Origin of the sequence: Larkinella bovis, assembly GCF_042655385.1 — a bacterium.
Taxonomy (GTDB): domain Bacteria; phylum Bacteroidota; class Bacteroidia; order Cytophagales; family Spirosomataceae; genus Larkinella; species Larkinella bovis.
Window position 1 is genome coordinate 352,859 of sequence record NZ_JBHSMA010000005.1, and the last position, 25,596, is coordinate 378,454.

At 54.3% G+C, this 25,596-nt stretch carries 23 protein-coding genes; 14 read left to right on the top strand and 9 right to left on the bottom strand.

Annotated elements, in window-relative coordinates; genetic code table 11:
- Positions 1-4: 4 nt before the first annotated feature.
- Together pheT and ACFPMF_RS17895 are read right to left on the bottom strand one after the other, a co-directional pair.
- The gene (pheT, locus tag ACFPMF_RS17890) at positions 5-2,437 is read right to left on the bottom strand and encodes a phenylalanine--tRNA ligase subunit beta (RefSeq protein ID WP_379847818.1); all 2,433 of its coding nucleotides are present in this window, start codon (positions 2,435-2,437) and stop codon (positions 5-7) included.
- 169 nt (positions 2,438-2,606) lie between these two features.
- Complete coding sequence (locus ACFPMF_RS17895; protein ID WP_379847820.1) at positions 2,607-3,233, bottom strand: DUF1684 domain-containing protein; 627 nt, start codon at positions 3,231-3,233, stop codon at positions 2,607-2,609.
- A gap of 222 nt (positions 3,234-3,455) precedes the next feature.
- Here ACFPMF_RS17895 and ACFPMF_RS17900 point away from each other — a divergent pair, with 222 nt between their 5' ends.
- From ACFPMF_RS17900 to ACFPMF_RS17920, 5 genes are read left to right on the top strand one after another with little or no spacing between them, the layout of a single operon-like run.
- On the top strand, positions 3,456-4,061 hold the full coding sequence (locus ACFPMF_RS17900) for a riboflavin synthase (RefSeq protein ID WP_379847822.1): 606 nt from the start codon (positions 3,456-3,458) through the stop codon (positions 4,059-4,061).
- 55 nt (positions 4,062-4,116) lie between these two features.
- Complete coding sequence (locus ACFPMF_RS17905; protein ID WP_379847824.1) at positions 4,117-4,899, top strand: PASTA domain-containing protein; 783 nt, start codon at positions 4,117-4,119, stop codon at positions 4,897-4,899.
- A gap of 1 nt (position 4,900) precedes the next feature.
- Positions 4,901-6,790, top strand: a complete 1,890-nt coding sequence (locus ACFPMF_RS17910; RefSeq protein WP_379847826.1) for a T9SS type A sorting domain-containing protein — start codon at positions 4,901-4,903, stop codon at positions 6,788-6,790.
- A 42-nt stretch (positions 6,791-6,832) separates the two neighbouring features.
- Positions 6,833-7,138: a rhodanese-like domain-containing protein gene (locus ACFPMF_RS17915; protein ID WP_379847828.1), complete on the top strand. Its 306-nt coding sequence runs from the start codon at positions 6,833-6,835 to the stop codon at positions 7,136-7,138.
- A 58-nt stretch (positions 7,139-7,196) separates the two neighbouring features.
- On the top strand, positions 7,197-7,391 hold the full coding sequence (locus ACFPMF_RS17920; RefSeq protein ID WP_379847830.1) for a hypothetical protein: 195 nt from the start codon (positions 7,197-7,199) through the stop codon (positions 7,389-7,391).
- Here the strand turns inward: ACFPMF_RS17920 and miaA are convergent.
- Positions 7,388-8,314: a tRNA (adenosine(37)-N6)-dimethylallyltransferase MiaA gene (gene miaA / locus ACFPMF_RS17925; protein WP_379847832.1), complete on the bottom strand. Its 927-nt coding sequence runs from the start codon at positions 8,312-8,314 to the stop codon at positions 7,388-7,390. The two genes, ACFPMF_RS17920 and miaA, sit on opposite strands and share 4 nt — an antisense overlap.
- A gap of 102 nt (positions 8,315-8,416) precedes the next feature.
- On the opposite strand from miaA, the gene ACFPMF_RS17930 reads away from it, so the two are divergent.
- From ACFPMF_RS17930 to ACFPMF_RS17940, 3 genes are all read left to right on the top strand, one after another.
- Positions 8,417-9,106, top strand: a complete 690-nt coding sequence (locus ACFPMF_RS17930; protein ID WP_379847834.1) for a DUF4230 domain-containing protein — start codon at positions 8,417-8,419, stop codon at positions 9,104-9,106.
- Entirely contained in the window at positions 9,103-11,127 is a 2,025-nt protein-coding gene (locus ACFPMF_RS17935; protein ID WP_379847836.1) for a M1 family aminopeptidase, read from the top strand. Before ACFPMF_RS17930 ends, ACFPMF_RS17935 begins: the two co-directional genes overlap by 4 nt.
- A gap of 69 nt (positions 11,128-11,196) precedes the next feature.
- Positions 11,197-11,643, top strand: a complete 447-nt coding sequence (locus tag ACFPMF_RS17940; protein WP_379847838.1) for a VOC family protein — start codon at positions 11,197-11,199, stop codon at positions 11,641-11,643.
- A gap of 25 nt (positions 11,644-11,668) precedes the next feature.
- Here ACFPMF_RS17940 and ACFPMF_RS17945 read toward each other — a convergent pair whose 3' ends face one another.
- Complete coding sequence (locus ACFPMF_RS17945; RefSeq protein ID WP_379847840.1) at positions 11,669-13,270, bottom strand: NFACT RNA binding domain-containing protein; 1,602 nt, start codon at positions 13,268-13,270, stop codon at positions 11,669-11,671.
- 90 nt (positions 13,271-13,360) lie between these two features.
- Here ACFPMF_RS17945 and ACFPMF_RS17950 point away from each other — a divergent pair, with 90 nt between their 5' ends.
- Positions 13,361-13,621, top strand: coding sequence for a hypothetical protein (locus tag ACFPMF_RS17950; protein ID WP_379847842.1), 261 nt, complete (start codon positions 13,361-13,363; stop codon positions 13,619-13,621).
- A 123-nt stretch (positions 13,622-13,744) separates the two neighbouring features.
- Positions 13,745-14,929 (top strand): AGE family epimerase/isomerase, encoded by a 1,185-nt coding sequence (locus ACFPMF_RS17955; RefSeq protein WP_379847844.1) that lies wholly within the window; start codon positions 13,745-13,747, stop codon positions 14,927-14,929.
- Positions 14,930-14,955: 26 nt separating this feature from the next.
- On the opposite strand, the gene ACFPMF_RS17960 is transcribed toward ACFPMF_RS17955, so the two are convergent.
- Both ACFPMF_RS17960 and ACFPMF_RS17965 read right to left on the bottom strand, forming a co-directional pair.
- Positions 14,956-15,717, bottom strand: coding sequence for an MBL fold metallo-hydrolase (locus ACFPMF_RS17960; RefSeq protein ID WP_379847847.1), 762 nt, complete (start codon positions 15,715-15,717; stop codon positions 14,956-14,958).
- 84 nt (positions 15,718-15,801) lie between these two features.
- Positions 15,802-16,179 (bottom strand): response regulator, encoded by a 378-nt coding sequence (locus ACFPMF_RS17965; protein ID WP_379847850.1) that lies wholly within the window; start codon positions 16,177-16,179, stop codon positions 15,802-15,804.
- 387 nt (positions 16,180-16,566) lie between these two features.
- Between ACFPMF_RS17965 and ACFPMF_RS17970 the strand changes: the two genes are divergently transcribed.
- Positions 16,567-17,007: a WapI family immunity protein gene (locus tag ACFPMF_RS17970; RefSeq protein WP_379847853.1), complete on the top strand. Its 441-nt coding sequence runs from the start codon at positions 16,567-16,569 to the stop codon at positions 17,005-17,007.
- A gap of 122 nt (positions 17,008-17,129) precedes the next feature.
- Here ACFPMF_RS17970 and scpA read toward each other — a convergent pair whose 3' ends face one another.
- Positions 17,130-19,337, bottom strand: a complete 2,208-nt coding sequence (scpA, locus tag ACFPMF_RS17975) for a methylmalonyl-CoA mutase (RefSeq protein ID WP_379847856.1) — start codon at positions 19,335-19,337, stop codon at positions 17,130-17,132.
- A gap of 19 nt (positions 19,338-19,356) precedes the next feature.
- The gene (locus ACFPMF_RS17980; protein ID WP_379847859.1) at positions 19,357-20,727 is read right to left on the bottom strand and encodes a methylmalonyl-CoA mutase family protein; all 1,371 of its coding nucleotides are present in this window, start codon (positions 20,725-20,727) and stop codon (positions 19,357-19,359) included.
- A gap of 462 nt (positions 20,728-21,189) precedes the next feature.
- On the opposite strand from ACFPMF_RS17980, the gene dnaA reads away from it, so the two are divergent.
- From dnaA to ACFPMF_RS17995, 3 genes are all read left to right on the top strand, one after another.
- Positions 21,190-22,599, top strand: coding sequence for a chromosomal replication initiator protein DnaA (gene dnaA / locus ACFPMF_RS17985; protein ID WP_379847969.1), 1,410 nt, complete (start codon positions 21,190-21,192; stop codon positions 22,597-22,599).
- Positions 22,600-22,708: 109 nt separating this feature from the next.
- Complete coding sequence (locus ACFPMF_RS17990; protein ID WP_379847862.1) at positions 22,709-23,668, top strand: GNAT family N-acetyltransferase; 960 nt, start codon at positions 22,709-22,711, stop codon at positions 23,666-23,668.
- Positions 23,665-24,678 (top strand): GNAT family N-acetyltransferase, encoded by a 1,014-nt coding sequence (locus tag ACFPMF_RS17995; protein WP_379847864.1) that lies wholly within the window; start codon positions 23,665-23,667, stop codon positions 24,676-24,678. Before ACFPMF_RS17990 ends, ACFPMF_RS17995 begins: the two co-directional genes overlap by 4 nt.
- Positions 24,679-24,702: 24 nt before the next feature.
- Here the strand turns inward: ACFPMF_RS17995 and ACFPMF_RS18000 are convergent, their stop codons facing one another.
- Positions 24,703-25,506, bottom strand: a complete 804-nt coding sequence (locus ACFPMF_RS18000) for a DUF3108 domain-containing protein (RefSeq protein WP_379847867.1) — start codon at positions 25,504-25,506, stop codon at positions 24,703-24,705.
- Between the last annotated feature and the right edge of the window lie 90 nt (positions 25,507-25,596).

Sequence of the window (25,596 nt, forward strand, 5' to 3'; positions counted from 1 at the left end):
TTTCTTATTTCCGGATTTCGGCTCCCAATTCCCGCTCAAAAGCCGACATCAGCCGATTCATGGTTTTGTCAATGACCGTGTCGTTCAGCGTCTGACTGGCATCCTGAAGAATGAAACTGACCGAATACGACTTTTTGCCTGTGCCCAGGTTTTCGCCTTCGTACACGTCAAACACGTTCAGGTCGCGCAGCAGCTTCCGCTCCGTGGTATAGGCTAACTTGCTGATCTGCGCGTACGTAACACTGGTGTCGAGCACCAGCGACAGATCGCGCCGAACTTCCGGAAACCGCGACACTTCTTCGAAAACCGCTTTGCCGTTATAGAGCTTCAGCAAATACTGCCAGTCGAAATCGGCGTAGAAAACCGGTGTCTGCTTCAGCTCGACCAGTTTCGTCAGATTCGCCTTCACCAGACCCAACGTAACCAGCGGTTTTTTATTGACCGATAAGGTCAAGCCATACTGGAAGATAGCCGGGTCAGCGGGTTGGCTATCAGTGGTTTTAATCCGAAACGAAGCCAGTATTTTCTGTATAACTCCCGCCAGGTCGTGATAGTTTAAAGCTGCGCTGTCGGTCCGCTGACCGCCATTCTGCCAGCTTTCGGCCTGAAGCCGGCCGACCATCCAGATGCCCAGCCGGGGCCGCTCATAAAACCGTTCGTCCTCGCGGCTGTAGGTTTTTCCGAATTCAAAAATCTTCACATCTTTCTGCCGCCGGTTCAGGTTGTAGACCAGCGTTTCCAGCCCGGAAAACAGCAGGGTTTGCCGCATCACCGACAATTCTTCGCTCAGCGGATTCAGCAACTGCACATCCGCATGGGGCAACGTCGCCCGAATGGCCGCGTGGTAGGCCGGGCGGGTCAGCGAGTTGGTCATGGTTTCGTAAAAACCATTCGCTGCCAGCAGCTGACTGGTGCGTTCCTGCAACTGATCGGGATCGGTTTCGGGGAATTCAGACAGAAAATCTGCCGACAGATGGTCGGACAAAGGGACGTTGTCGAGTCCGTAAATCCGCAGAATCTCTTCGATCACATCCGCTTCCCGTTCCACATCGACGCGGTAAGGCGGCACCGTGGCCGTAAACCCTTCCGCCGTCTGGTCACGCACCTGAATATCCAGACTCTCCAGAATCCGGGTAATTTCGGCCCGCTCAATCGTAATGCCGATCAGCCGGTCCACATTCCGGTAGCGAATCGCAATGTCCCGATCCGCAATCGGACTGGGGTAATGATCCGTAATCGCCGAACTAATCGTTCCCCCCGCCACTTCCTGAATCAGCAGGGCGGCACGTTTGAGGGCAAAAACCGGCAGATTGGGGTCCGTGCCCCGTTCGAAACGGAACGACGCGTCGGTTTTCAACCCGTGGCGCTGTGAGGTCCGCCGGATCCAGGCCGGGTCGAAATACGCCGATTCCAGAAAGATCCGGGTGGTCTGGGCCTTCACGCCCGATTGCTGCCCGCCGAATACCCCGGCAATGCACATGGGTTCGGTGGCGTTGCAGATCATCAGGTCACTGGCCGACAGTTTCCGTTCCACGCCGTCGAGCGTGACGAACGGGGTGCCGTCCGCTACGGTTTTTACAATCACCTTGCCACCGGTAATCCGGTCGGCATCGAACGCGTGCAGTGGCTGGCCGAGTTCGTGGCACACGTAATTCGTCACATCCACGATGTTGTTGATCGGACTCAGGCCGATGGCGCGCAGCCGGTGTTTCAGCCAGTCGGGCGATTCGCTCACCGTTAACCCGTCGATGGTCAGACCCGTATAGCGGGGCGCTCCTTCCGGGGTTTCGACGATCACCTCAATGGGTAGATTCTGATTATCAATGTGAAAACCATCCACCGACGGCCATTGCACCGGGCGTTGCCAGACGGCTTTCAGGTCGCGGGCAACACCGAGGTGAGACGCTGCGTCGGCGCGGTTGGGCGTCAGACCGATTTCAATCTGGTAGTCGGCTTCCAGACCAAAATAGCGAACGGCGGGTGTACCGTTCGGCAGGTCGGTATCCAGCACCATGATGCCGGCATGGGAGGTGCCCAGGCCGATCTCGTCCTCGGCGCACATCATGCCTTCCGAAGCGGCTCCCCGGATTTTCGCCTTTTTGATCGTGAACGGTTCTCCGCTGGTCGGGTGCAGGGTTGCGCCAACCAGCGCAACGACTACTTTCTGGCCGGCCCGCACGTTAGGGGCTCCGCAGACGATGTTCAGCGGGGCACCCTGGCCCGCATCGACCGTGGTCAGGCTCAGTTTATCGGCTTCGGGATGTTTTTCGCAGGTCAGCACTTCGCCAATGACGACGCCTTCCAATCCACCCGGAATAGACTCAATTTTCTCGATACTTTCAACCTCTAAACCCGTCGACGTCAGGATTTTACCAACGTTCTCCGGACCTTCATTCAGGCTAATCAATTGATTAAGCCATTGATAGGAAATCTTCATACAGCAACTGGAAATGGATTGCAAAGATAGCTATGATTCCGGTGATGTGCATGATTTTGATGAGGAGTTATGGACGATGAATGATGGATTGCGACATCGTAGCTTCTTGATCGCCTGTCGGCGTGGGCGGCACGTTGGGATTCATCATCAAAAGCATACCAGGGCGGCATCACGGTTCCCGGTATTTTTCCCCCGCCCGGACGGCTATCGGTAGCGTGTTTTCGGCGGGGGGCAAGGGGCAGGCATATTCATGGTTGTAGGCGCAGTACGGATTGTAGGCTTCGTTGAAGTCGATGAGCAGCCGGTTTTCCCTGGCGTCGTCGGTCGTAAAATCGAGGTAGCGCCCACCCCCGTAAGTTTCTTTTCCGCTGGTCTTGTCCTTGAACAAAATGGAAAGTGTGTTTGCGTGTTTGAGCACCAGCAACCGGCATACTTCGTCCTGAAGGGTGAAAACCGCATGAGCGTATTTTTCATAGACCTCCTCACTGCCGTCCGTCAGTGGAACCACCAGTTTCTTTTTATCGGCGAAAAGTTCCAGCCGGGCCGAGACGCGGTAACTCGGGTCGGGGTTGAAGTAAATCAGGGGTTTAAACGGTACATTGTCGGTAAAGGGCGATTCGCTGCTGGTCCGGAAAAATTCCTCTTTCTCTTTTCTCTTTTGCGCCACTTCCGCGCGGTAGGTTTCCGGGTCCGCCACGGCCGGGGTATCGGTAGTACCGGATTCGAAAAAAGAGAAGTAAATAATCGTCAGCACGATCAGAAAAAGACCTACCAGCAAAAAACGGTTCCGAAACATAGCAGGATGGTTTTAGGCCGTGAAATTACGGATTCATTCAGTGATTTGTAGCAAAAAAACGCACCAGCGTACGGTGGCCCTGCGATCCGTCGGCTTTCCGATACCATAATGCCGGTTCCCGGAAAAGAACAGACGCACCGGAGCCGCTACCGGTCCGTCAGGAATTCTTATCGACCAGATCCTGTTACCCCTTTAACCTGCGTAATCCCAGTTCAAGATCTTATGTTTACCGGCATTATTGAAGCAACCGGCGAAGTAACCGACATCACCGCCGAAGGAACCAACCTGACGTTCCACCTGACCTCCCGGATTGCCCCCGAATTGAAAGTTGATCAGAGCCTGAGCCACAACGGCGTTTGCCTGACCGTAACCTCGGTGAGCGGGGAGACGTATACGGTGACGGCTGTTGACGAAACCCTGAAGAAAACCAACCTGGGGCGGTTGAAAGTTGGCGACCGGGTCAACCTGGAGCGCTGCATGCCTGCCAACGGACGGTTCGATGGGCACATTGTACAGGGCCATGTCGATCAAACCGGTATTGTCACCGGGATTACCGATCAGAACGGAAGCTGGCTGTTCGATTTTCAATACCGGCTCAGCACCGATGCGCCCCTGGACCACAACATGACCGTAGAAAAAGGCTCGATCTGTATCAACGGCGTCAGTTTGACGGTTTTTAATTCAGAAGCCGATTCGTTTCGGGTGACAATTATTCCGTATACGTTCGAGCATACCACATTCCGTGATCTGCGGGTGGGCGATGTGGTCAATCTGGAGTTCGACATTGTGGGAAAATACATAAAAAAAATGCTGGGTTTGTATCGATAAATGCCCCGTAAACCGTTACTATTGTGGTTTAACGAAGCGTGAACTCCTTGCTTTCATGGCAAAAATAAGCACCCGAACGACAGCCGACCTGCTGACCCACATCGGAATTATTCTGGGATTGGTAGCCGCCCTGTTTCTAGGTTTTTTCTTTCTGTACCTGCCATTCACCACGCACCACGGCCAGACGATTACGGTGCCGGATCTGGCCCGCATGAGCACGTCCGAACTGGAAGATTTTCTGAACGACCACGACCTGCGGTACGAGGTGAGCGATTGTACGTACGTGGCCGGGGCCGAGCCGCTGACGGTGGTGGGGCAGTATCCCAAACCCGGTTTTAAGGTTAAAGAAGGCCGGAAAATATACATTACCATTACGACCCAGAATCCACCAATGATTCCGATGCCCAAGCTGGTGGATCAGACCTACGTTAGTGCGCAATATGCCCTGTCCAGCAACGGGTTACAGATGGGGAAACTGAAGTACGTGCCAGATCTGGCACAGGGAACGGTTTTGCAGCAACTCTACAACGGCAAGGAAATTCTGCCGGGAACCCGCATTGCCAAGGGTTCCAAGATCGACATTGTGGTGGGCGACGGTTTGGGCAATACGATGTTTGCGGTTCCGGACGTTGTAGGTAAACCGCGCGATGAAGCCGAAATGCTGATCCGGGGGTCCAATCTACAGGTTGGCACGATTCTTCCGGTAGACGATCCGGAGAAGGAAGTCGGGACCGTGGTTCGGCAGAATCCGGCGGCTAAATCCGGCGCGACCATCCGGGTCGGGGATGTGATCGACCTCTGGGTGGTTGGCCCGGTCGAAAATGATGATAGCCAGTAAGATGAAACACCGTTTAGTAAACAACCAATTGGCGCGTATTGACTGGAAGCGGGTGGCGATGGGCTATCCACTGAAAACAATGGGGTGTTTACTGGCTTTCGTGTTCGTTGCGGTTTCGACGGCTTCCGCCCAGCTTCGGATCGTTCCCCTCGAATCGTTTCCCCAGCCCCCGTCCGCCGTCCGACCCGCTACGGCCGGTGCCCGGATTCAGGCGGTGAAGCTTCCGTTTTTCGATGATTTTGCCACAGCCACCGACCGGCCGAATCCGACGCTTTGGCAACCCAGCAATGTGTACATCAACAACACGCTCCCTATCAATCACCCGTCGCTCAACGTGGCTACATTCGACGGGTTGAAAGCGGATGGAACCCCCTACGATTTCACGAACCCGGAAGCGTCCGGGCCGACCGATACGCTCACTTCGCAACCCATTGATCTGGCGGGCTATGCCGCCGGTGATGCCATTTTTATGAGTTTTTACTGGCAACGCAAAGGACTGGGCGAACTGCCGGATACCGAAGATTCGCTGCGGCTTCAGTTTCTGACAACCACCGGCACCTGGGAAACCGTCTGGAAGCAGGCGGGTGATACGACCAATAATAATTTCACGCAGTCGTTTGTCGCGGTTGATCAGCCCCGGTTTTTACACGCGGCTTTTCAGTTCCGGTTTCAGGCGTTTGGCCGCACTTCGGGCGCGTTTGATAGCTGGCACCTCGATTACATTTACCTGGATCGGGGACGTTCGGCCACGAATCGATACATCAAAGACATTGCGACCCGTCAGCCGGTTTCGTCTTTCCTGAAACGGTATACGGCCATGCCCTTGAAGCAATACCTGCTGAATCCGGCCGCCGAAACCGCCGACACGATCCGGACTGATATTGTCAATCTCTTCAACAACTTCAACTTCACGGCTTTTCGCGCGGTGGTGCGCGACCAGCAGACCGGCACGGTTTTGCAGCAGTACCAGTCGCCATCGGAAGGCATTCCCTCCCTGAGCTCGCAGCTGAAAGTGATGAAGCCGCAGCCGTTGCCGGCGGGTTTTGCGGGCCAGAAAGCCGTGTTGCAAACCCAGTTTGCGGTGCAGACCACCGATACCATTCCCGGCGTTAACCTGCGACGAAATGACACGATTGCCTCCGTAACGGTGCTGGATAATTATTACGCCTACGACGATGGAACCGCCGAAGCGGCCATTCAGAACACGCAGCGGCAGGGGCGCGTGGCGGTGCGGTTTCGGCTGAATAAACCGGATGCGGTTTCGGCGCTTCAGGTTTGTTTTGCGCCCGTCAAAACCAATTTAACCGGGCAGGTGGCGGTTTTCAGTCTGTACGCCGATGAGCGCGGAAAACCGGGTCGCACCTTGTACCAGAAAGCCGCCGTAATCAGTTATGCCAATTCGCGCAACGGTTTTGTGACGATTCCGTTCGATTATGGCGTAGCCGTTACGGATACGTTTTACGTGGGCTGGACCCAAGTGAGCGAGGAGTATGTGACCGCCATCGGTTTTGACAAAAACAGCCCGTTTGGCAACCAGGTATTCGAAGGTCGGGGCACGTCCTGGGACCCGAACAATCCGGGTGGCGTACCGATGATTCGGCCCGTCATTGGCGGGGGAGGGCAGGCCCCGGTGACCGGCGTGGACGACGAACCCGGTCTGGCAACCCGCCTGATGGTTTTCCCGAATCCCAGTTCCGGTATTTTGTTGTGGCAAAATCCGGCCATTCAGCAGATCGAGATCGTCGATGTGAACGGTCGGAGCGTCGTTCGTGTTCGTACGGCAGAAGGACAACGGGAACTGGATGTGCGCCAACTGCCTGACGGCTTTTACCTGGTCCGGCTGTCGGACGGTAAAAAGACCGGGGTGCAGAAATTAATTATCCGAAAGTAATCCTACTTTTGTTTCTCCCTGAAATGACAAAACGAACTTAAAATGGACATTACCGTACAGGAATTAAAAGATCGGTTGGACAAAGGTGAGAACGTCAACCTGATCGACGTTCGGGAACCGAGCGAATACGCAGAAGATAATCTGGGTGGCGAACTGATTCCGCTGGGTGAATTGCCGCACCGGATCGACGAACTGGAAGACCGTCAGAACGAGGAAATCATCGTGCAATGCCGGTCGGGGGCCCGCAGTGGTCGGGCGCAGCAATACCTCGAAGAAAACGGTTTTACGAATGTTCGCAACCTGGTTGGCGGGATTCTGGCCTACCGGGAACTGGAACGGAAAGCCTGACCAGCTCTCAAAACCGGCTATAGGCCGTTCGGTCCAAACCGGCTTCACCGCATTGTCGATGAAGCCGGTTTTTGTTGGGGAATCCGCGGGTGTCTGGTTGTCGCCCTGGCCGACCGAAGTTTCATGGAAAACTGCCGTTCACGAAATACGGTTTTCGGTCAAGCCGGTGCGGGAAGAAAGCGACCGTACGATCAGCCACCTGGGCCATTCGGTGGAGCGTCCTATCCTGCTCGTCGCAGCAACCCGGTTTTAGGGCTGGTTATGCCCGGTAGCGGTTTGGATATACCGCTCAATGGCCTCATAGTCCTCCGCGGCAAACCATTGGTAATCGCCCTGGTGGCGGAACCACGTGAGCTGGCGTTTGGCGTAACGCCGGGAGTTGCGCTTGAGCAGCCGGACCATTTCTTCCGCGTCGTATGCCCCATCCAGATACCCGAAAACTTCTTTATAGCCAACGGTTTGCAAGGGTGTCAGGTGCCGGTAGGGCAGGAGCGAGCGGGCTTCTTCGACCAGCCCCTGGGCCAGCATGTTGTCCATTCGGCGGTCGATGCGGTCGTAGAGTTCGTCGCGCGGGCGGTCGAGGGCGATAAAAACCGTCCGGAAGGGGCGCGAAGCCGGGCCGTCGGTTTCCTGCCGCCGAAACGAGGAATACGGTTTTCCGGAACTCAACACCACTTCCAGCGCCCGGATGACCCGCTGCGTATTCTGCAAATCGGCGGTTTCGGCATACACCGGATCAAGGGCGCGAAGCTGGTGTTGCAACGGTTCCAGGCCTTCCGTATCGAGCCGGTTCATCAGTTCCGTACGCAAAATCGGGTCGGCCTGCGGGACATCGTCGAGACCGAAACACACCGCGTTGATGTACAGACCCGTTCCCCCCGAAAGAATCACCCGGTCGGTTTCCTGAAACAACCGGTCAAGCACCGCCAGGGCTTCGCGTTCGTACTGTCCAGCGCTAACGGGTTCCAGCATGCGGTGCGAATCAATGAAATAATGCCGGACGCCCTGCATTTCTTCCGGCGTCGGTTTGGCCGTACCGATGTTGAGTTCCCGGTATAACTGTCGCGAATCCGCCGATACGACCGCGGTGGCGAGGTCCTGCGCCAGCCGGACACACAGGGCGGTTTTTCCAACGGCGGTCGGGCCGGCCACCACAATCAGCCATTTATTGCTCATTCCGAAGAAACTAAATCCGGTTTTTTGCGTCTTAACAGTGACCGAATCCTTTTTGGTTGAACTGCAAAAGTCTGTACCTTTCGTCAACTATCCAACTCGTCTATGGAGTCATCAAGTCTAATGTTAGTGCTGGTTACCCTGCTCCTGGGCGGTTTTGGGGGGATTGCGGTTTCGAACTGGTGGCGCGGAAAAAAGTCGGCACCGGGGGTGGATGTTCGTAAAGAGTCCACCATCTTACTGGATCGGATCGAGAAGGTGTTCAAGGTCGTTATGGCCGAAGGATATTTCACCGAAATCCTGAGTTACCAGGACGACAAAAAGTTTTTGTATTTCATCAATGATCCTAAAAAAGCGCTGATCATTGCAAAAGCGAAGGTGCTCGTCGGGTTTGATTTTGCGAAAATCCGATTTCGGCAGCCGGAATCGGGTCAGAAAAAACTGATCATCGAGTCGTTTCCGGAGCCGCAGGTGTTGTCGATCGATACGGATTATAAGTTTTACGATATCGATCCGGGCTATCTGAATCATTTTCGCAGCGAAGATTATACGCGTCTGCTCGACGAGTCGAAACAAACCATGCTGGACCGGGCGATGGAGAGCGATCTCCCCCGGATTGCCAATAACCAGATTCAGTTCATGATGTATCAACTGGCCGATACGATGGGCTGGCAACTCGAACTGCCCGAAGCCGAACAACGCAAACTGACGGCGCTGACGCAGCAGTATGATTCGTTGAAAGCCGAGCCCAAAGCGTTGCCCGGTGATATTCTGGATGAAGAAACGAACAAATGAAAACGGGGAGAGCAGCGCATTTACGGCCAAAGCCGGTTTTGCTGGTGATTCTTTTGCTGACGAGCTGGATGAGCCGCGGCCAGTTGCCGGATGATGGGGTGGCCGCTTGCCAGCACACCCGCCTGAAGTATTTCGGTTCGCTCCCGAACGCCAACCGAGCCGCCCGCATCCAGTACCCCGGCGATGCTACCATCGACATCACGTATTACAAGCTGGAGCTGACCATTACCGCTACGCCCCATTACCTGCGGGGGGCGGTGACCATTGGATTCCTGGCGGTGAATGAGGGCCTCAGCCGGTTTTATCTGGATCTGGCCGATGCCATGACAGTGGATTCGGTGAAAACCGGAGTGCAGAAACTGGTCTTCTCGCAGCAAAATAACCAACTCACCATTACGCCGGCGCAACCGCCTGGCAAAAACCAGGGGTTGATGGTCACGGTGTATTACCAGGGAAAACCGGACCCGACCGGGATGGGCAGTTTTGTGTTTGGAACCCACGGTTCGCAGAACCAGCCGGTGATCTGGAGCCTGAGCGAACCCTACGGCGCCCGCGACTGGTTTCCCTGCAAGGATACGCCCGCCGATAAGGCGGATTCGTCGGATGTCTGGATTACGGCCCCGAAGCAGTTTGTGTCGGTTTCGAACGGAAAGCTGGAAGGAACAACCGACAACCCCGACGACACCCGGACCTACCGCTGGCGAAACCGCTACCCGATTGCCAACTACCTGATTTCGGTGGCGATGAGTAACTACGTTCTCTACGAACAACTGTATCGTCCGGCCGTGGGCGACCCGATGCCGGTGACGCACTACCTTTATCCGGAAGCCCTCTCCGACAACCTGCGCCGGACGCTTGACGAAACAACCTCAATGCTGACGGTTTTTACGGATTACTTCGGGCCGTATCCGTTTCTGAAGGAAAAATACGGCCACGCGCAGTTCGGCTGGGGGGGCGGCATGGAGCACCAGACCATCAGTTCGATGGGGGCGTTTAATACCGACATCATCGCGCACGAACTGGCCCACCAGTGGTTCGGCGACAAAATCACCTGCCGGAGCTGGGAGCATATCTGGCTCAACGAAGGGTTTGCGTCCTACGCCGAAATCCTGTACCGCCAGGTCAAAAGTGGCCCCTCGGTTTTTTCTCCCTACCTGAACTCGTACATGCTGCTGGCCCGCCGGGCCCGTGGGACTTTGTATGTCGAAGACATTACGAACGCGAATAACATCTTCGATTCCAACCGAACGTATTACAAAGGGGCGATGGTGCTGCACATGCTGCGGGGAATCGTTGGCGATCAGAAATTCCGCGAAATTCTGCGCACCTATGCGGCTTCGGAGTTTGCCTATGGAACCGCCACCACCGAAGACTTTGCGGCTATTGCGTCGAACGTATATGGTCAATCGCTCGACTATTTTTTTAAACAGTGGGTTTACGGCGAAAATTATCCGACATACCGCGTCAAGTGGAGCAGTGGCGCCATCGCCGGGTTGAACAATATGTATCAAATCCAGCTGAAGGTGGAACAAACAACCAACACCACCAACCCAACTTTTTTCACCATGCCGGTGCCGGTGAAAGTGCTGACGACGGGTGGGGACGGTGATACGCTGATTACGGTTTTTAACAACAGTGCCAATCAGACCTTCGAATTGACCGTCAAGGGCAAACCGGAAGACGTTCAGATCGACCCCGACAACTGGATTCTGAAGCAGGTCGAAATAACGGAAATCATTACCGCCGTGGCAGAACCCGTTCCGACCACACAACTGACGGTTTTACCCAATCCGATCCGCGAACAACTAACGGCCCAACTTGAGGTGGCGAACCTGTTCACGGGCCGGATTTCACTGACCAATAGCGCCGGGCAGGAACTCCTGACCACCGCTGACCGCTCCTTTGCCGCCGGACGACACACGCTCAGCTGGCCGGTGGTGAATCTGCCCGCGGGCCAGTATTACCTGACCCTGGTAGCGGGCGAAAACCGGGTGACAAAAACCGTCCTGATTACGAAATGATTGTTAATACCGCGTTGATGGGTGTTAATTTGTTGTTGAAAGTATAAAATCAACCAACCCAACCGAATAATGAAACGCTTCGTCTTGCTGCTTCCGGTTCTCTTTCTGACCATGGCGTCCGCCTTTGCGCAATCCCAGCCGACCTCGCTCGGTATTGCCGGGCACAATCATTTAGCCCTGCAAGTCAGCGATATTCAGGTAAGCGCCCGGTTCTTTCGGGATATTATGGGCCTGAAACCGATCGCAGTACCGGATAACCTGAAGGCGATCCGGGCCTGGTTCGATATCGGTAACGGGCAGCAGATTCATTTACTGGCGGGCCGGACGGCTCCCGTCGTGCACGACAAAAACGGCAGTCATTTTGCCATTTTTGTCGATGACATTGCCCAGTCGGAGCAATTCCTGACCCAGAAAGGCATCAAGTTTCACAAACAGGTTCGTTTCGACGGTGTCGTTCAGATTTACTTTCCTGACCCGGACGGGTATTTGTTTGAACTGAACGAGAAGAAAAAGTAACGACGGTTTAGGGACAATCCAGAGTTCAGGCGGTTTTGGAAACGCCTTCGTCCCGGGGTTCTACCAGAATCACTTCTTCCTTGTCGACTTTCACCTGACCAGCGGCCAGCCCTTTCGGTTTGCGGACGAACTTTTTGGGCGTAAAAATAACCGGACAGAGCGAATCCGTCCGCCGTTTGGAATACCAGGCCGCCAACTCGGCGGCCCGTTCGATGACGGTTTTTGGAAACGTTTTGCCGGCCTTATATTTGACGATGACGTGCGAGCCCGGCACATCGCGGGCGTGGAGCCAGAGGTCGTCCTTGTAGGCGTATTGCTGCGTGAGCAGGTCGTTGTTTTTGGCGTTACGGCCAATCAGAATCACAAATCCTTCGTGGATAACCTGCTTAAAAAGCGGGGCGGTTCCGTCGGCGGTTTTTTCCTCACTAACCGGGTTTGCTTTCAGGTATTTCCGCAATTCCCGCAACGATTCGATGGGCTGAAGGGCCGCAATCTGCTGCTGAAGCTGGCCGATTTCCCGCTCCCGGTTTTCGAGTTGCTGCTGAAGCAGGTCCGTTTCTATTTTCTCGTTTTTCGCCTTGCGGTAATACTGTTCGGCGTTTTTCTGGGGGCTTAGATCCGGTTTCAGCTTGATGAAGATCGGTTTGTTCCGGTAAAAATCGTCCAGTTCAACCACCTCGGGCGAGCGTGAACCCGGTTTTTCGGGAATCTGGTGGAGATTCGCCATCAGAATGTGGGCAATCTCCTCGTTCTTCACCGCTTCGTCGAGCCCGATCAGCCGTTGCAGGTTGGCATCGATATAAGCCTGCGTCCGTTTCAGTCGCTTTTCCAGGATTCGTAATGCTTCACCTTTTTCGCGATCCAGCACGTTCTGTCCCATAAACGCGGCATAAAACCGGTTACTGGCCGTCAGGGGGTCGTCAAATTCCTGCCGGATTTCGCCGTAGGGCAGCAGCGAAAGCGTCGGTTTGTGCTGAAAGGTTGTGAGGTAATAGGGCGGTTTTTCGAGTTGCCGCACGGTTTCCTGAATCAGTTGCCATTTTTGCGGTCCTTCCAGTTCCTTCAGCCCTTTCTCCTCCAAAGAAGCATTCACCAGCTTTCCAAAAGTCGGAAACAGTTTTCGGTGGTCAAAACCGCTCTGTTCGAACGCTTCCCAGGATTGGTCGAGTGGCCGGTCGAGGGCCGAAAGCCGCCATTGCGCATCGCTCACCAGTTTGTTGTTGAAGACCTCGACGACCGTGTCCTCCGAGAAAATCAGCAGATTGGGGCGGTTTCCGAAAAACTTGAACAAGAGAGTTATTCCGCCCTCCAGGGTAATGCCCAGGCAGCGTTCATTCAGAAACGGGCGAACGGTCACCACCTCCCGATCATAAAATTCTTCGAACAGATCGACGCTGTTCATGCGGGCGCGCTGCACACTCTCGGGAAACAACAGCCCCGAAAAATCCGGGCGGAGGGTGGCTTTGATGAAAAACGGCCGGTAAAAATTAATTTTCCCCCGGGCCTGCGCAAACACCAGTACCAGCTCGTCGCGGTCCTGGCTGAAGCATTCCATGAATGTCAGGCCGGTGAGCTGCGGCTGGAGCGCCGGGGCCAGTTGCCGGAGAAAATAATAATTGGTGTGCACGGGTGAAGTCAGTTTCGGTTCGCAAACTTACTCATCCGAACAATTGCAACAGCCGGTCGGTTAACCTTTATCACTAAATTAACCAAGGCCATGGCACATAATAAAACAATCGACCAGCCGGGTTCCAACGACAAACAGGCTAATTCAAAACGAACCCGTGACTACGAAGCACGCGATACGTCGGCAATGACGACCCATATGGAGAAGATGCGGAGTACTCAGAATAAGACCAAACAAGGCCCGGAGGAGGACCATACGAACAAATCCAAAGCCGAGTTTCAGGAAGAACGGGGAGGCCACGGTCATAGCGCGCACAGCAAGTCGCGGAGCGGCAGTGATTCGGGCAACTAGGACTCAACCGGAAGCCTGCCCTAAAGGAATATTGGGTAGTATGTTTGAAAATGGAGTAGAAAATTTTACTTCATTCTTTGATAGGTACTATTTGATATTCCTTTTTCTTTTCCTGAACCTGCTATGTTCGACCTGCGAACCACCCGACAAGAACTAAACCAGGAGTTAAAAGACATTCTGGCGTATTGGCAAAAATACGGTCCAGACCCGGTAGAAGGGTATTACGGGCAGGTCAACTACCAGAATGAGCCCAAAACCGATGCCGCCAAGGGCATTGTGCTCAACAGCCGCATCGTCTGGACGTTTGCGGCAGCCGCCCGGCACATGCAGCACGACGAGTACCTTCTCTACGCTGAAAGGGCCTACCGGTACATGGAAAAACACTTCCGCGACAGGGAGAATGGCGGGGTTTACTGGGCGGTCGATTACAAAGGCGAACCGCTGCAAATCTTCAAGCAGCAATACGGTCAGGCCTTTGCGATCTACGGCCTGAGCGAATATTACCGGGCCACCCAGCACCAGCCCGCGCTGGATTTTGCCAGGGAAATCTACGGGAAGATGATCCGGCATGCCTACGATCCGAAGCGGGGCGGTTTTTACGAATGCCTGAGCCGCGACTGGTCGGGCCTGGCGGACGATTTTGTGATCAGCAAAAAAGCGAATCAGGAGACTAAAACCATGAATACGCACCTCCACATTCTGGAGGCATTCACCAATTTATACCGTGCCTGGCCGGACAAGGGCCTGAACCAGCAGATTCGCGGGCTGATCGATGGATTTGTGAACCACATCATCGACCCGAAAACGTACCGGATGAATCTGTTCATGGACGACGACTGGAACGTCCGGCGGACGGCTATTTCCTACGGGCACGACATCGAAGCGTCGTGGCTGCTACTGGAATCGGCGGAAGCACTGCACGATGAAGCGTTGGTGAAGAAAATCAAGACGCTTTCGGTGAAAATGGCGCGGGCGGCTGCTACAGGGCTGGAAGCCGACGGCGGCATGAATTATGAATACGACCCCAAAGAAAACCACGTCAACCGCGAACGGTCCTGGTGGGTGATGGCCGAAGCGATGGTCGGTTTTATGAACGCCTACCAATTGACGAAGGAAAAGCAGTTTCTGGATAAGTCGCTGAAAACCTGGGATTTTATTAAGGCTTACCTGCTGGACAAGAAAAATGGCGAGTGGTACAGTGGGGTGGACGAAAACCACAAGGTGCTCGGAAACACCAAAATCAGCATGTGGAAGTGTCCTTATCACAACGGTCGGGCCTGCATCGAAATGGTGGATCGACTGGGATAGGATCGGCTGCGGTTTCTCGGGTTCGCTTACAGTTCAATTTTCATACCGTCGTAACCCAGCCGGATCGACGCGGGAAGTCGCTTTTCAACCTCGCGGTGCAGACCGATTTTATGGCTCATGTGAACGAAATAGGTCCGTTCCGGTCGAATGCGTTCGGTCAGGGCGATGGCCTGATCGAGCGTAAAATGGGAGAGGTGCGGTTCAATTTGCAGCGCATCCAGCACCAGAATCTCGGTTCCGTAGACTTTCGCCAGTTCTTCGTCGGAAATGTAATTCAGATCGGTCAGGTACGTAAAGTTGTAAATCCGGTACCCAAAAACCGGTAGCCGATGGTGCAGGACATCGATGGGAATGAACGGAATTCCTTCAATGTCAAAGGATTCATTGCCGATTTCGTGCATCCGGATGCGGGGAATACCGGGGTATTTTTTTTCGGCAAAAATATAGGCGTATTCCGTCCGGAGCTGGCTTAGCACCCGCTGGCGGGCGTAAACGGGAACATCCTGGCCCTGCAGGAAATTGTAAGCCCGGACCTCATCAAGCCCGGCGGTATGATCCTTGTGTTCGTGAGTGAACACCACCGCATCCAGGCGCTGGATGCCGGTGCGCAGCATCTGTTGTCGAAAATCGGGGCCGGTATCTACGACGACGCTTTTGCCGTCGATGGCGAGGTGGATGGAGGTTCGCAACCGCTTGTCCCGGAAGTCGATCGAGCGGCAAACCTCGCAGGCGCAACCAATCAGCGGCACACCGGAAGATGTTCCTGTTCCGAGCAGCGTAATAATCATAAGGAGGAAAGCCAGAGGGAGGAAGGAGGAACGAAACGAGGCCAGGCCCTTTCTGCTTTCTTCCTTCCTCCTTTTCTCCTTCTTTTATTTATCCGTGAGTTGGTTGACCACCTCAACCAGCCGGTCGAAGTTCAGCGGTTTCACCAGCACATCGTTAAAACCGGCGGTTTTAAACTCCTCTTCTGTGTAGTTTTTCGCATTACCGGTAATGGCTACAACGGGAATATTGGCTTTTCCCTGGTCAGCAAGGGCCCGCACCCGACGTACGCACTCCATACCATCCATCACGGGCATATTGATATCCAGCAGGATGATACTGAAATCTTCTTTTTCCAGAATTTGTAACACCTGCTCACCGTTTTTGACGGACGTAATGTCGTAATTCTGAAACTCAAGAATCTTACGGGCCAGGTTCTGGATAACGGAGCTGTCTTCGGCAATCAGGACGCGTTTGGTAGACATAAAGTCAATGGATTGTGGTGAACGGTATTCACAAAAGTTTGGACAGGTGAAATTAACGACTATTCCAATAACACAAAAAAAATGTTCGCGTACAAACCCGGATTAATTCATTTTCGAGTCAAAACCGGGTGACTGTGAATTATTTCGCTGTCTGTTAAAATTTTTAAGGATAAATTAATATAAAATACAGTTACTTTTGTATTTTTACTATACTTTATACAGTATTACATAGCTTTTGCCTCAAAGACTGTCGAATAAGGCGTTGATAACCAGGGTTTTTGGTTGAGCCTGTTTCATTTGCCAGGGCGGCCTCGTGCCACGTTGCTCTCTGAGATTTCTGATCGGTTTTCCGATTTGTTTTGCACAGGTCATTTAATCCTCTAACCCATGAAACTTACTGGTCCCGATGCTTCCTTCGAATTGGATATTTTAGACTATGAATACAGCGATTCGCAGTATTTCATGGATCGTAACTGGCTGCTGATCAGTCTGAGAACAAAGTACAAAAACAAAGCCTATACGACCACGGCTCCTTTGTTGTCGACCTGGGAAATTGAGCTGCTCATCAAGTGGATGCGCTCCGTGGCTTCCCAACGCCAGTTGTCGCCCCGCCTGTCGTTTGTGGAACCGTGTCTGGGTTTCAGCAATTCATCCACGGAAACCGAGGAATATGCGTTCGGGATCAAACTGGATCAGGAGGCAGCGCCGGACTGGTATACCGACAGCAGCAAGCCGTTCTGGCTGTCGGTACGTCCGAATAACGACGAATTGCAACGCGCCATCAAGGACCTGGAAGGGCAGCTGGGCCGGTTTCCCATTCGGGAATGAATTCCGGGGTAACTGTCTGGTAATCGCAAGGCCGGGCCGAAACGGGCGGTTTTATCGAAATAAATCCCGCTCGAAGGTCGGCCGTTTCCGGCCTTCGAGCGGACCTTCCACGGTCCTCCTGTTTATGGTTTACCCTCGCCCAGTTCGGGCATGAGTTCTTTCAGAATTTTCTGGGCGGCTACCGAAATAACCGTTCCCGGTCCAAAAACGCCTTTCACACCGGCATCATACAGAAACTGATAATCCTGGGCGGGAATGACGCCCCCGGCGATGACCAGAATGTCGCCCCGGTCGATTTTTTTCAGTTCTTCAATGAGTTGCGGCACCAAGGTTTTGTGTCCGGCAGCCAGGCTCGATACGCCGACAAGGTGCACGTCGTTTTCGGCGGCTTGCCGGGCCACTTCTTCCGGCGTCTGAAACAACGGCCCCATATCGACATCAAAACCAAGATCGGCGAAACTGGTGGCAATGACTTTGGCCCCCCGGTCGTGGCCATCCTGCCCCATTTTGGCGACCAGCATGCGGGGCCGGCGGCCTTCCCGTTCGGCAAAACGGTCGGTGAGCTGGCGGGCCAGCCGGAAGTTCTCGTCGTCGGAAACCTCGGCGGAATAAACGCCCGATACGGCACGAATGGTGGCCTTATGGCGGCCAAATGCTTTTTCCATAGCGTATGAAATTTCGCCCAACGTCGCCCGGTACCGGGCCGCTTCGATGGCAAGGGTGAGCAGGTTGGGGGAAGTTTCAGCGGATTTAAAATCCGCAGCAGAACTGCGTTCGGATTTTAAATCCGAACGAGCGTCATCCGAACGAGCGGCTTCAAAAATAGCGTTCAGGGCGGCCTCCACTTTTTTGGGATTCCTCTTCGCCTTTACGTTTTCAATCCGCCGAATCTGCGCATCGCGGACTGCCTGGTTGTCGACTTCCAGCAATTCCAGCGGTTTTTCGGAGTCGGGTCGGTATTTGTTCACGCCCACAATCACATCTTTGCTGGCATCGATCCGGGCCTGTTTGCGGGCGGCCGCTTCCTCGATCCGTAATTTTGGTAAACCGGTTTCGATGGCTTTGGTCATCCCGCCCAGCGCTTCCACCTCCTGAATTAGCGCCCAGGCTTTCTGAATCAACTGATCCGTCAGCGACTCAACATAGTACGAACCACCCCAGGGATCGACGACGGCGGTAACGTCGGTTTCGTGTTGAAGATACAACTGCGTATTCCGGGCAATCCGGGCCGAAAAGTCGGTTGGGAGCGCAATGGCTTCGTCCAGGGAATTCGTGTGCAATGATTGCGTGTGGCCCAGCACGGCCGCCAGGGCTTCGACGCAGGTGCGGGCTACATTGTTGAACGGGTCCTGTTCGGTCAGGCTGTAACCGCTGGTCTGGCAGTGGGTGCGCAACGCCAGCGACTTCGTATTTTTCGGATCGAACTGCCGGACCAGCGTGGCCCACAAAACCCGGGCGGCCCGCATTTTGGCGATTTCCATGAAGTGATTCATGCCGATTCCCCAGAAAAACGACAGGCGGGGCGCAAAGTCGTCGATGTTCATCCCGGCTTTCAGACCCGTTCGGATGTATTCCAGTCCGTCGGCCAGGGTGTAGGCCAGTTCCAGGTGCGCCGGCGCCCCCGCTTCGTGCATGTGATACCCACTGATGCTGATCGAATTGAACCTGGGCATGTATCGGCTGGTGTAGGCAAAAATATCACCAATAATTCGCATGGAAGGTTCGGGCGGGTAGATGTAAGTGTTCCGCACCATAAACTCCTTTAGAATGTCGTTCTGAATGGTGCCCGCCAGTTGCTCGGGCCGAACGCCCTGTTCTTCGGCGGCTACGATGTAAAACGCCATGATCGGAATCACCGCCCCGTTCATAGTCATCGAGACCGACATCTGATCGAGCGGAATCTGGTCGAACAGAATCTTCATGTCCTCCACCGTATCAATGGCAACCCCGGCTTTTCCCACATCGCCAACGACGCGCGGATGGTCGGAATCGTACCCCCGGTGGGTAGCCAGGTCGAAGGCGACAGAAAGCCCTTTTTGTCCGGCTGCCAGGTTTCGGCGGTAGAAGGCGTTGGATTCTTCGGCGGTCGAAAAACCGGCATACTGACGGATCGTCCACGGCTGCGTCATGTACATGCTGCTGTACGGCCCGCGTAAAAACGGCGGAATTCCAGCTACGGAGCCGAGGTGCTGGGCCCGGGCCAGGTCGGCAGCCTCGTACTGCGGTTTGATCCGGATGCCTTCGGCGGTGGGGAAGGGCAGCGGGCGGGGATTCCTGACGGGTTCGGCGGAGACGGGAGACGGATCATCCGGTTTAAAGTTCGGTCGCATACGGTTTTGGGTCTTGACGTTATTCGAATTCTTCGGCGAGACGTCGTTCGGGGAGTGGAGCCGGGGAAGGCTCTGCCGGTTTTGCCGGTTTCGGGAGGGCTTCGTCGCTGGTCCGGAATTTCGTCACGCCCACCAAAATCCGCCCGGTTTTCACCGCTTCAACGGTGGCCTGGTACGCTTTCTCGATTTCTTCCGGCACAAATCCGTCCGTAAACGCCCGGCGCAAACCACCCCGGTTTTCGACGGCCAGAAACAGTGACCAGGCGGTTTTTACCAGCTGAGCCGTCAGCGTTTCGAGGTAATACGAACCGGCAGCCGGGTCAAGCGTTTTGTCCAGATGTGCTTCTTCCTTCAGTAAAATGGACACATTGCGGGCAATTCGCCGGGAAAATTCGTCCGGTTCGCCGAAAACCGCATCGTACGGATGAACGGTCAGGGCGTCGCAACCGCCGATAACGGCCGCCATCGCTTCCGTGGTGGCCCGGAGCAGGTTCGTGTCGGGTGTAACTGCAGCGTCGTAGAACGTCGACGTCTGGGCGTGAAGGAATACGGGTGAAAGGGGATGGATAAACGATGAATCGTACTGGCTGATCAGCCGTTGCCACAAGATCCGAAAGGCCCGTAGTTTGGCGATTTCGGTAAAATAGCTTGTGCCGACCGCAACGGAAAGGGCGGTTTTGGGAACAATTTGTTCCACCGACAAGCCGTTTTCGGTCAGAAAATCGTACAACTCCACCACGGCGTTCAGGGTAAAGGCCAGTTCCTGCGTAGCCGTAGCCCCCGCGTTATGGAAAAGGGAACTATCAACGGTCAGCGTCCGAAACCGGGGCGAATCCAGGGTTTGGCGGGTGGCCTGCACGAGTTGGTTCAGGGCCTCTTCAGAAACCGTACCGGCTGTGAGCAGATGACCGGTTAGCTCATCCAAAATACCGCCTTTCAGTTGATACGGCAGCCGGGCTTTTAAGATCGACACCAGCGTTTCCGACTGACGGCTGACTGCAAACCAGACGGGTGTCTCGCTTAGTTTCAGTCCGTTCAGCAGCCGGTTCCAGTCCAGGTCGTCAACGCGTGAACCAAGCAGGTCAAGCTGCAAACCGTCGGCTCCTTTGGACAATTCATCCCGGAGAACGGTATTGGTAATGGCTTCCGACTGAAACCGTACGTTCGGCACATTCAACCAGCCCGGCGAGCGGTCCTGCGCCTGCTGAATTTCGGCAAGCGGCAGCAGTTCAAGGTCGTCGGAGGTATAAAACGGCTCCATTGCCAAACCGTCCGGACGGGTTCGCTTCAGGGAATCGAACGGTTGGCCCCTGAGGTCCTTCTGCACCTGCTGAATCCACTGCGCTTTGGTAACCGGCGGAAAAAGTGATTTTATGTCAAGATCGGTCATAGCTGGATGGACTTGATGCTTGATACTGGATGTTGGATGGGCTTGATGCTGGATGCTTGATACTGGATATCTGTTACCGAATAATTGATGTTGGATACTGGATGTGGAACACCGCATCCGTTTATTAGTATCCAGTATCCAATCATCCAGCATCCGATATCCAGCATCAATTACCCCGCCCAGCCATCGTTTTTTTCAAAGTTAGGTCTTTTCGGAGTAAAGCCACAGCCGAAAGCATCGCCAGTAGGGATAAGGTTGCATTATTTTTATAATCTATTTTCATGTATTGACCGACAATAAATTTGCCTGTATTTTTATCCTTTCAGAGTTTGGCAGGGCCTCTTGCCGGCTCTGATTTTTTTTCTACTTTTGTCTCCCTTTTTTCACCCACCGGGCCCGTCATTGATTGATGATTGGCTTTCGAATTGGCAAAATGTAACAGTGAGCGTCACCGTGTCCGGCATACAACGCGAAGCAGTAACGGTTTGGAACCGTTGCCTTCAGGTAATTCAGGAGAACATTCCCGACCAGAGTTTTCGGACCTGGTTCGAGCCGATTGTTCCCCTGCGACTGAACGGTAGCGAACTGACCATCCAGGTTCCCAGCCAGTTCTTTTACGAATGGCTGGAGGAAAACTACGTGCACCTGCTCCGGAAAGCGCTCAATTTTGCCATCGGTCACCACGGCCAGTTACAATATTCCATCATCGTCGATAAAGGCGACGAAGGAAGCAAGCCCCTGACGGTCAACGTGCCGACGACGAAGTCGCCCCAGACCGCCAAGCCTGATAACGTCGACGCCGACATTCTGAAGAGTCCGTTCGAGATGAAGGATCTCGATTCGCTGCAACTCGATTCGTACCTGAATCCGGCCTATACCTTCGACAATTTCATTGAGGGCGACTGCAACCGGCTGGGCCGCTCGGCGGGTTTTGCCATTGCCCAGAATCCGGGGACAACGGCTTTCAATCCCCTGATGATTTACGGCGGGGTTGGCCTGGGGAAAACCCACCTCGTTCAGGCCGTTGGCAATTACATCAAGAATAACAACCAGGATAAATTTGTTCTCTACGTTTCGTCCGAAAAATTCACCAACCAGTTCATCAACGCCATCCGGACCGATTCGCTGCGCGATTTCATGAGTTTTTACATGCAGGTTGACGTGCTGATCATCGACGATGTGCAGTTCTGGGCCGGGAAAGAAAAAACGCAGGAAACGTTCTTCCATATTTTCAACCATCTGCATGGCGCGAAGAAGCAGATCATCATGACCTCCGACCGGGCGCCCCGCGATTTGCAGGGTATGCAGGACCGGCTCCAGTCGCGTTTCAAGCAGGGTTTGACTGCCGATTTGCAACAACCGGACCTGGAAACCCGGACGGCGATTATTCAGAAAAAACTGCAATCGGAAGGAATTTTTATCGAGAACAACGTTATTGAGTACCTGGCTCATAGCATCAATACGAACGTTCGGGAGCTCGAAGGCGTCATTGTGTCGCTGATGGCGCAGGCGTCGCTCAATCGCCGGGAAATCGATCTCGACCTGGCCCGCAATACCCTCCGCAACATCGTGGTCGATTCGGAAAAAGAAGTGACCATCGATACGGTTCAGGACGTCGTGGCCGATCATTTCAAGGTAACCGTGGCCGATCTGAAAAGCAAAAGCCGGAAGAAAGAAGCGGTTTTTCCGCGTCAGATTGCCATGTTCCTCGCCAAAGAACAAACCGAATTGTCGCTGAAATCCATCGGATACCATTTCGGGGGGCGTGACCATAGCACCGTCATTCATGCCATCCAAACGATCAGTGATCTGGTCAGCAACAACCCGCAAGCCCGCGAAACCGTCGAAAAGCTCAAAAGCACGTTAAAATAAACGTTTACGGTAGTTAGTTTTCAGTATTCGATTTTACGGGGTGCTGGCGCAGGAAAGAAGGCGTCAGCACCCCGTAAACCCAATCCGTACCCGTAACGCCATCACACCCTTGGTTTGCTATCTCGCCCGACACCAGATTGATGATAAGGCCTACGATCGCTGCATTGCCCAGTCTCCGCAGCGGTTGGTCTATGCTTTTTCCTGGTATCTGGATGTGGTTTCGCCGGGGTGGCAGTTGCTGATGGAGGGTGATTATGAACGCGTTATGCCGTTGCCCGTGCGGTTTCGGTACGGCGTCAAGGCGGTCATTCAGCCGCTTTTCTGTCATCAACTGGGGGTATTTGCCGCCCATGAAATTCCCGATGTTGCGGTTTTGCACCGGTTTCTCCAGGCTCTTTTTCAACACATTCGGTATATTCCGGCCTATCAGTTTCCGGCGGCCCATTCGCCCGGGCTGGTGGCGGAGGCCGCGCAATTCGTGCCGATGACAAATCAGGTGCTAAATCTCCAAAAACCGTATGCGGAACTGGCCGCCGGTTATTCGAAAGACCGGAAAGTAAACCTGAGACGGGGTTGGCAACGGGCGTGGACGTTTGCGGAGACGGATGATGTGAATCCGCTGATTAATTTGTTTGGCGAATATAATACCGCTGGAATCGGGCGGGTGGCCCCCCAAGCGTACGAACTGCTTCGGCGGTTGGTTCGGGTGTTGCAGGAACGGCAGCAGGTGCGGATTCGGGTGGCGCAGCAAAATGGCCGGATCGAAGGGGGCTGTTTACTGGTCACGGACATCAACCGGGTGATTCACCTGTTCTGTTCGGCGAGTCCCGAAGGCCGGAAAGGCAACGCCCGGACGGTGATTCTCGATAATTTCATCCGGGAATACGCCGGTCGGCCGATCTGGTTTGATTTTGAGAGTCCCGAGGTGGCAAGTCTGGCGGCTTTCAACCGGAGTTTTGGCGCTGAGCCGGAGCCGTATGTCCGTCTGGTCAGCAACCGTCTGCCGGGGCCGATCCGGTTCCTGCAGCAGCTGAAAGCGTGGTTTTCACCAACCGGTTTGTCCCGATGATCATTCGGTATCTCGACCGTTCAGCCCTCGACCCGGTGCGCTGGGACGACTGTGTGGCGGTTTCCCCGCAGCGGGTCATCTATGCATTTTCGTGGTACCTCGATGCCTTGACAACGGGGCCCCGCAGCCCCTATTGGGGCGGTATCGTCGCCGAAGAACAGGGCCGGTATGTGGCCGTCATGCCCGTGGTTTACCGAAAAAAATACGGGATTCGGTATGCCTATCAACCCGATTATTGCCAGCAATTGGGCGTATTCAGCCGGGAAGCCGTGGAGTTGAAAGCGGTTTTTCCCGCTTTTCTGGCGCAGTTGACCCGGTTTTTCAACTGGGTGGTGTCGTACCGGTTCAACGAAAAAAACGAAGAGGAGCTTCTTTTTCCGGACGGTTTTTCGGTCGTGAAGCGAATCAACCACGTCCTGCCGCTTCAGCAACCTTATGGGAGGCTCTCTCAGCAGTATGCCACCGACCGGAAGACCAACCTCAACCGGGCGCGCAATACGGGCTGGCGGATTGAAGAAAGCCCGGACATTCGGGGCTTGATTGACCTGCACCGAACGTATAACGAGGCCAAAGCGGTGGGTGGAATGGCCCTTGACCTGACGATCTACGACCGGTTTGCCAATGCCGTTGATCAGTTGCACCAGCGCGGGCTGGCGCGTATCTGGCTGGCCCGAAAACCGGGGTATGACACGCCCGAAGCCGGGGCCTTGTTCGTGCTGGACCGTAACCGGATCATTTACCTGTTCAACGGCGCGTCGGAAACGGGGCGGAAACAGCAGGCCCGGCTGTGGATGATCAACCGGCTGATCGAAGAATTTTCCGAAAAACCGGTCGAGTTGGACTTTGAAAGTCCGGCCATCGGCGCGGAATCGGTGACAGCCTACTACCAGAGTTTCGGGGCCGAAAACCGCCCATATACCGAGATTTCGTACAATCACCTGCCACGGTGGATTACGTACGTACGGACCGGCCTTCGGAAGTTGCAGGCGGTGGCTGGCCGGTTGAGGTAGGCAATACGAATGTTAGGGGATGTCTTATTGCTTGAAAAACCGCAGTTCGTTGCGCAAACCGGAATGCTTTTTCAGATCCATTTCCATCGAACCCACCCAGAGTTCGACTTCCACCTTGACCGGAATTTTGTTGGCATCGTCCGACACCCAGATTTTAATGGCATCTTCGCCCTTGAAGAGTTTATTGTCGGGCAAAACCGGGTTGAGTTTGAGCACGTTGATGGAGCCGAACTTGGTTTTTACGACATCTTTGCCCCGGTAGCGCACCTTCATGTTGTAAACCTGGTCGTCGAAAAAAGCCGGTACTTCAATGGTTTGTCCCGGGCTAACCCGACTGAAGTCGATGGTCCGGAGGTAATAATAGCCGCTGATCACGTCGTGGACGTTGTCGGGGACTTTGAAAATATCCTTGTTGGTTTTTTCCTCGGACCGGACCGTATTGGTAAAATGGTTGAAGGTGACGTTTTCCTCCTTGCGGTGTTTGCCCTCTTCGATATGAAGAAAGAATTTCTGGGGCAGAATCGCCGTCGTATCAATATAGGATCGCCAGGTATTGCGAATCCGGGTCACCAGGTCGAAGGCGCCGACCGTCCGGCCATAGATATTGACCCGGTAACACGGCCGTTCATTGACTTTATAGAGCGTCGGAGCCACGTCCACGGTGGCTTCGGCCGCATTGAATATTCCGTAATGCACTTTGTATTCCAGGTGTTCGCCGGCTCCAAAACTCGTGTTGGTAACGCGCCGATACGCATTATCCGGTTTTAGTGACACCTGCAACAAGGCCACTAGGGTTAGGATGGACAGGATAACAATGACTTTTTTCATAATCGCTTGACCCATGGTCCTGCAAATTTCAGGATTAGAGATAAGTAGTTACAACGACAAACGCCTGAACCGCCAAAAAAGCTGCTTCAA

Coding starts and splice junctions, on each gene's coding strand:
- ACFPMF_RS17935 (WP_379847836.1), top strand. CDS start 9,103: ATGAAAACGGGGAGAGCAGCGCATTTACGGCCAAAGCCGGTTTTGCTG.
- ACFPMF_RS17920 (WP_379847830.1), top strand. CDS start 7,197: ATGAAGCCGGTTTTTGTTGGGGAATCCGCGGGTGTCTGGTTGTCGCCC.
- ACFPMF_RS17895 (WP_379847820.1), bottom strand. CDS start 3,233: ATGTTTCGGAACCGTTTTTTGCTGGTAGGTCTTTTTCTGATCGTGCTG.
- ACFPMF_RS17995 (WP_379847864.1), top strand. CDS start 23,665: ATGATCATTCGGTATCTCGACCGTTCAGCCCTCGACCCGGTGCGCTGG.
- miaA (WP_379847832.1), bottom strand. CDS start 8,314: ATGAGCAATAAATGGCTGATTGTGGTGGCCGGCCCGACCGCCGTTGGA.
- ACFPMF_RS17905 (WP_379847824.1), top strand. CDS start 4,117: ATGGCAAAAATAAGCACCCGAACGACAGCCGACCTGCTGACCCACATC.
- ACFPMF_RS17910 (WP_379847826.1), top strand. CDS start 4,901: ATGAAACACCGTTTAGTAAACAACCAATTGGCGCGTATTGACTGGAAG.
- ACFPMF_RS17980 (WP_379847859.1), bottom strand. CDS start 20,727: ATGACCGATCTTGACATAAAATCACTTTTTCCGCCGGTTACCAAAGCG.
- ACFPMF_RS17915 (WP_379847828.1), top strand. CDS start 6,833: ATGGACATTACCGTACAGGAATTAAAAGATCGGTTGGACAAAGGTGAG.
- ACFPMF_RS17970 (WP_379847853.1), top strand. CDS start 16,567: ATGAAACTTACTGGTCCCGATGCTTCCTTCGAATTGGATATTTTAGAC.
- ACFPMF_RS17930 (WP_379847834.1), top strand. CDS start 8,417: ATGGAGTCATCAAGTCTAATGTTAGTGCTGGTTACCCTGCTCCTGGGC.
- ACFPMF_RS17950 (WP_379847842.1), top strand. CDS start 13,361: ATGGCACATAATAAAACAATCGACCAGCCGGGTTCCAACGACAAACAG.
- ACFPMF_RS17900 (WP_379847822.1), top strand. CDS start 3,456: ATGTTTACCGGCATTATTGAAGCAACCGGCGAAGTAACCGACATCACC.
- ACFPMF_RS17940 (WP_379847838.1), top strand. CDS start 11,197: ATGAAACGCTTCGTCTTGCTGCTTCCGGTTCTCTTTCTGACCATGGCG.
- ACFPMF_RS17965 (WP_379847850.1), bottom strand. CDS start 16,179: ATGTCTACCAAACGCGTCCTGATTGCCGAAGACAGCTCCGTTATCCAG.
- ACFPMF_RS17955 (WP_379847844.1), top strand. CDS start 13,745: ATGTTCGACCTGCGAACCACCCGACAAGAACTAAACCAGGAGTTAAAA.
- ACFPMF_RS18000 (WP_379847867.1), bottom strand. CDS start 25,506: ATGAAAAAAGTCATTGTTATCCTGTCCATCCTAACCCTAGTGGCCTTG.
- ACFPMF_RS17960 (WP_379847847.1), bottom strand. CDS start 15,717: ATGATTATTACGCTGCTCGGAACAGGAACATCTTCCGGTGTGCCGCTG.
- pheT (WP_379847818.1), bottom strand. CDS start 2,437: ATGAAGATTTCCTATCAATGGCTTAATCAATTGATTAGCCTGAATGAA.
- scpA (WP_379847856.1), bottom strand. CDS start 19,337: ATGCGACCGAACTTTAAACCGGATGATCCGTCTCCCGTCTCCGCCGAA.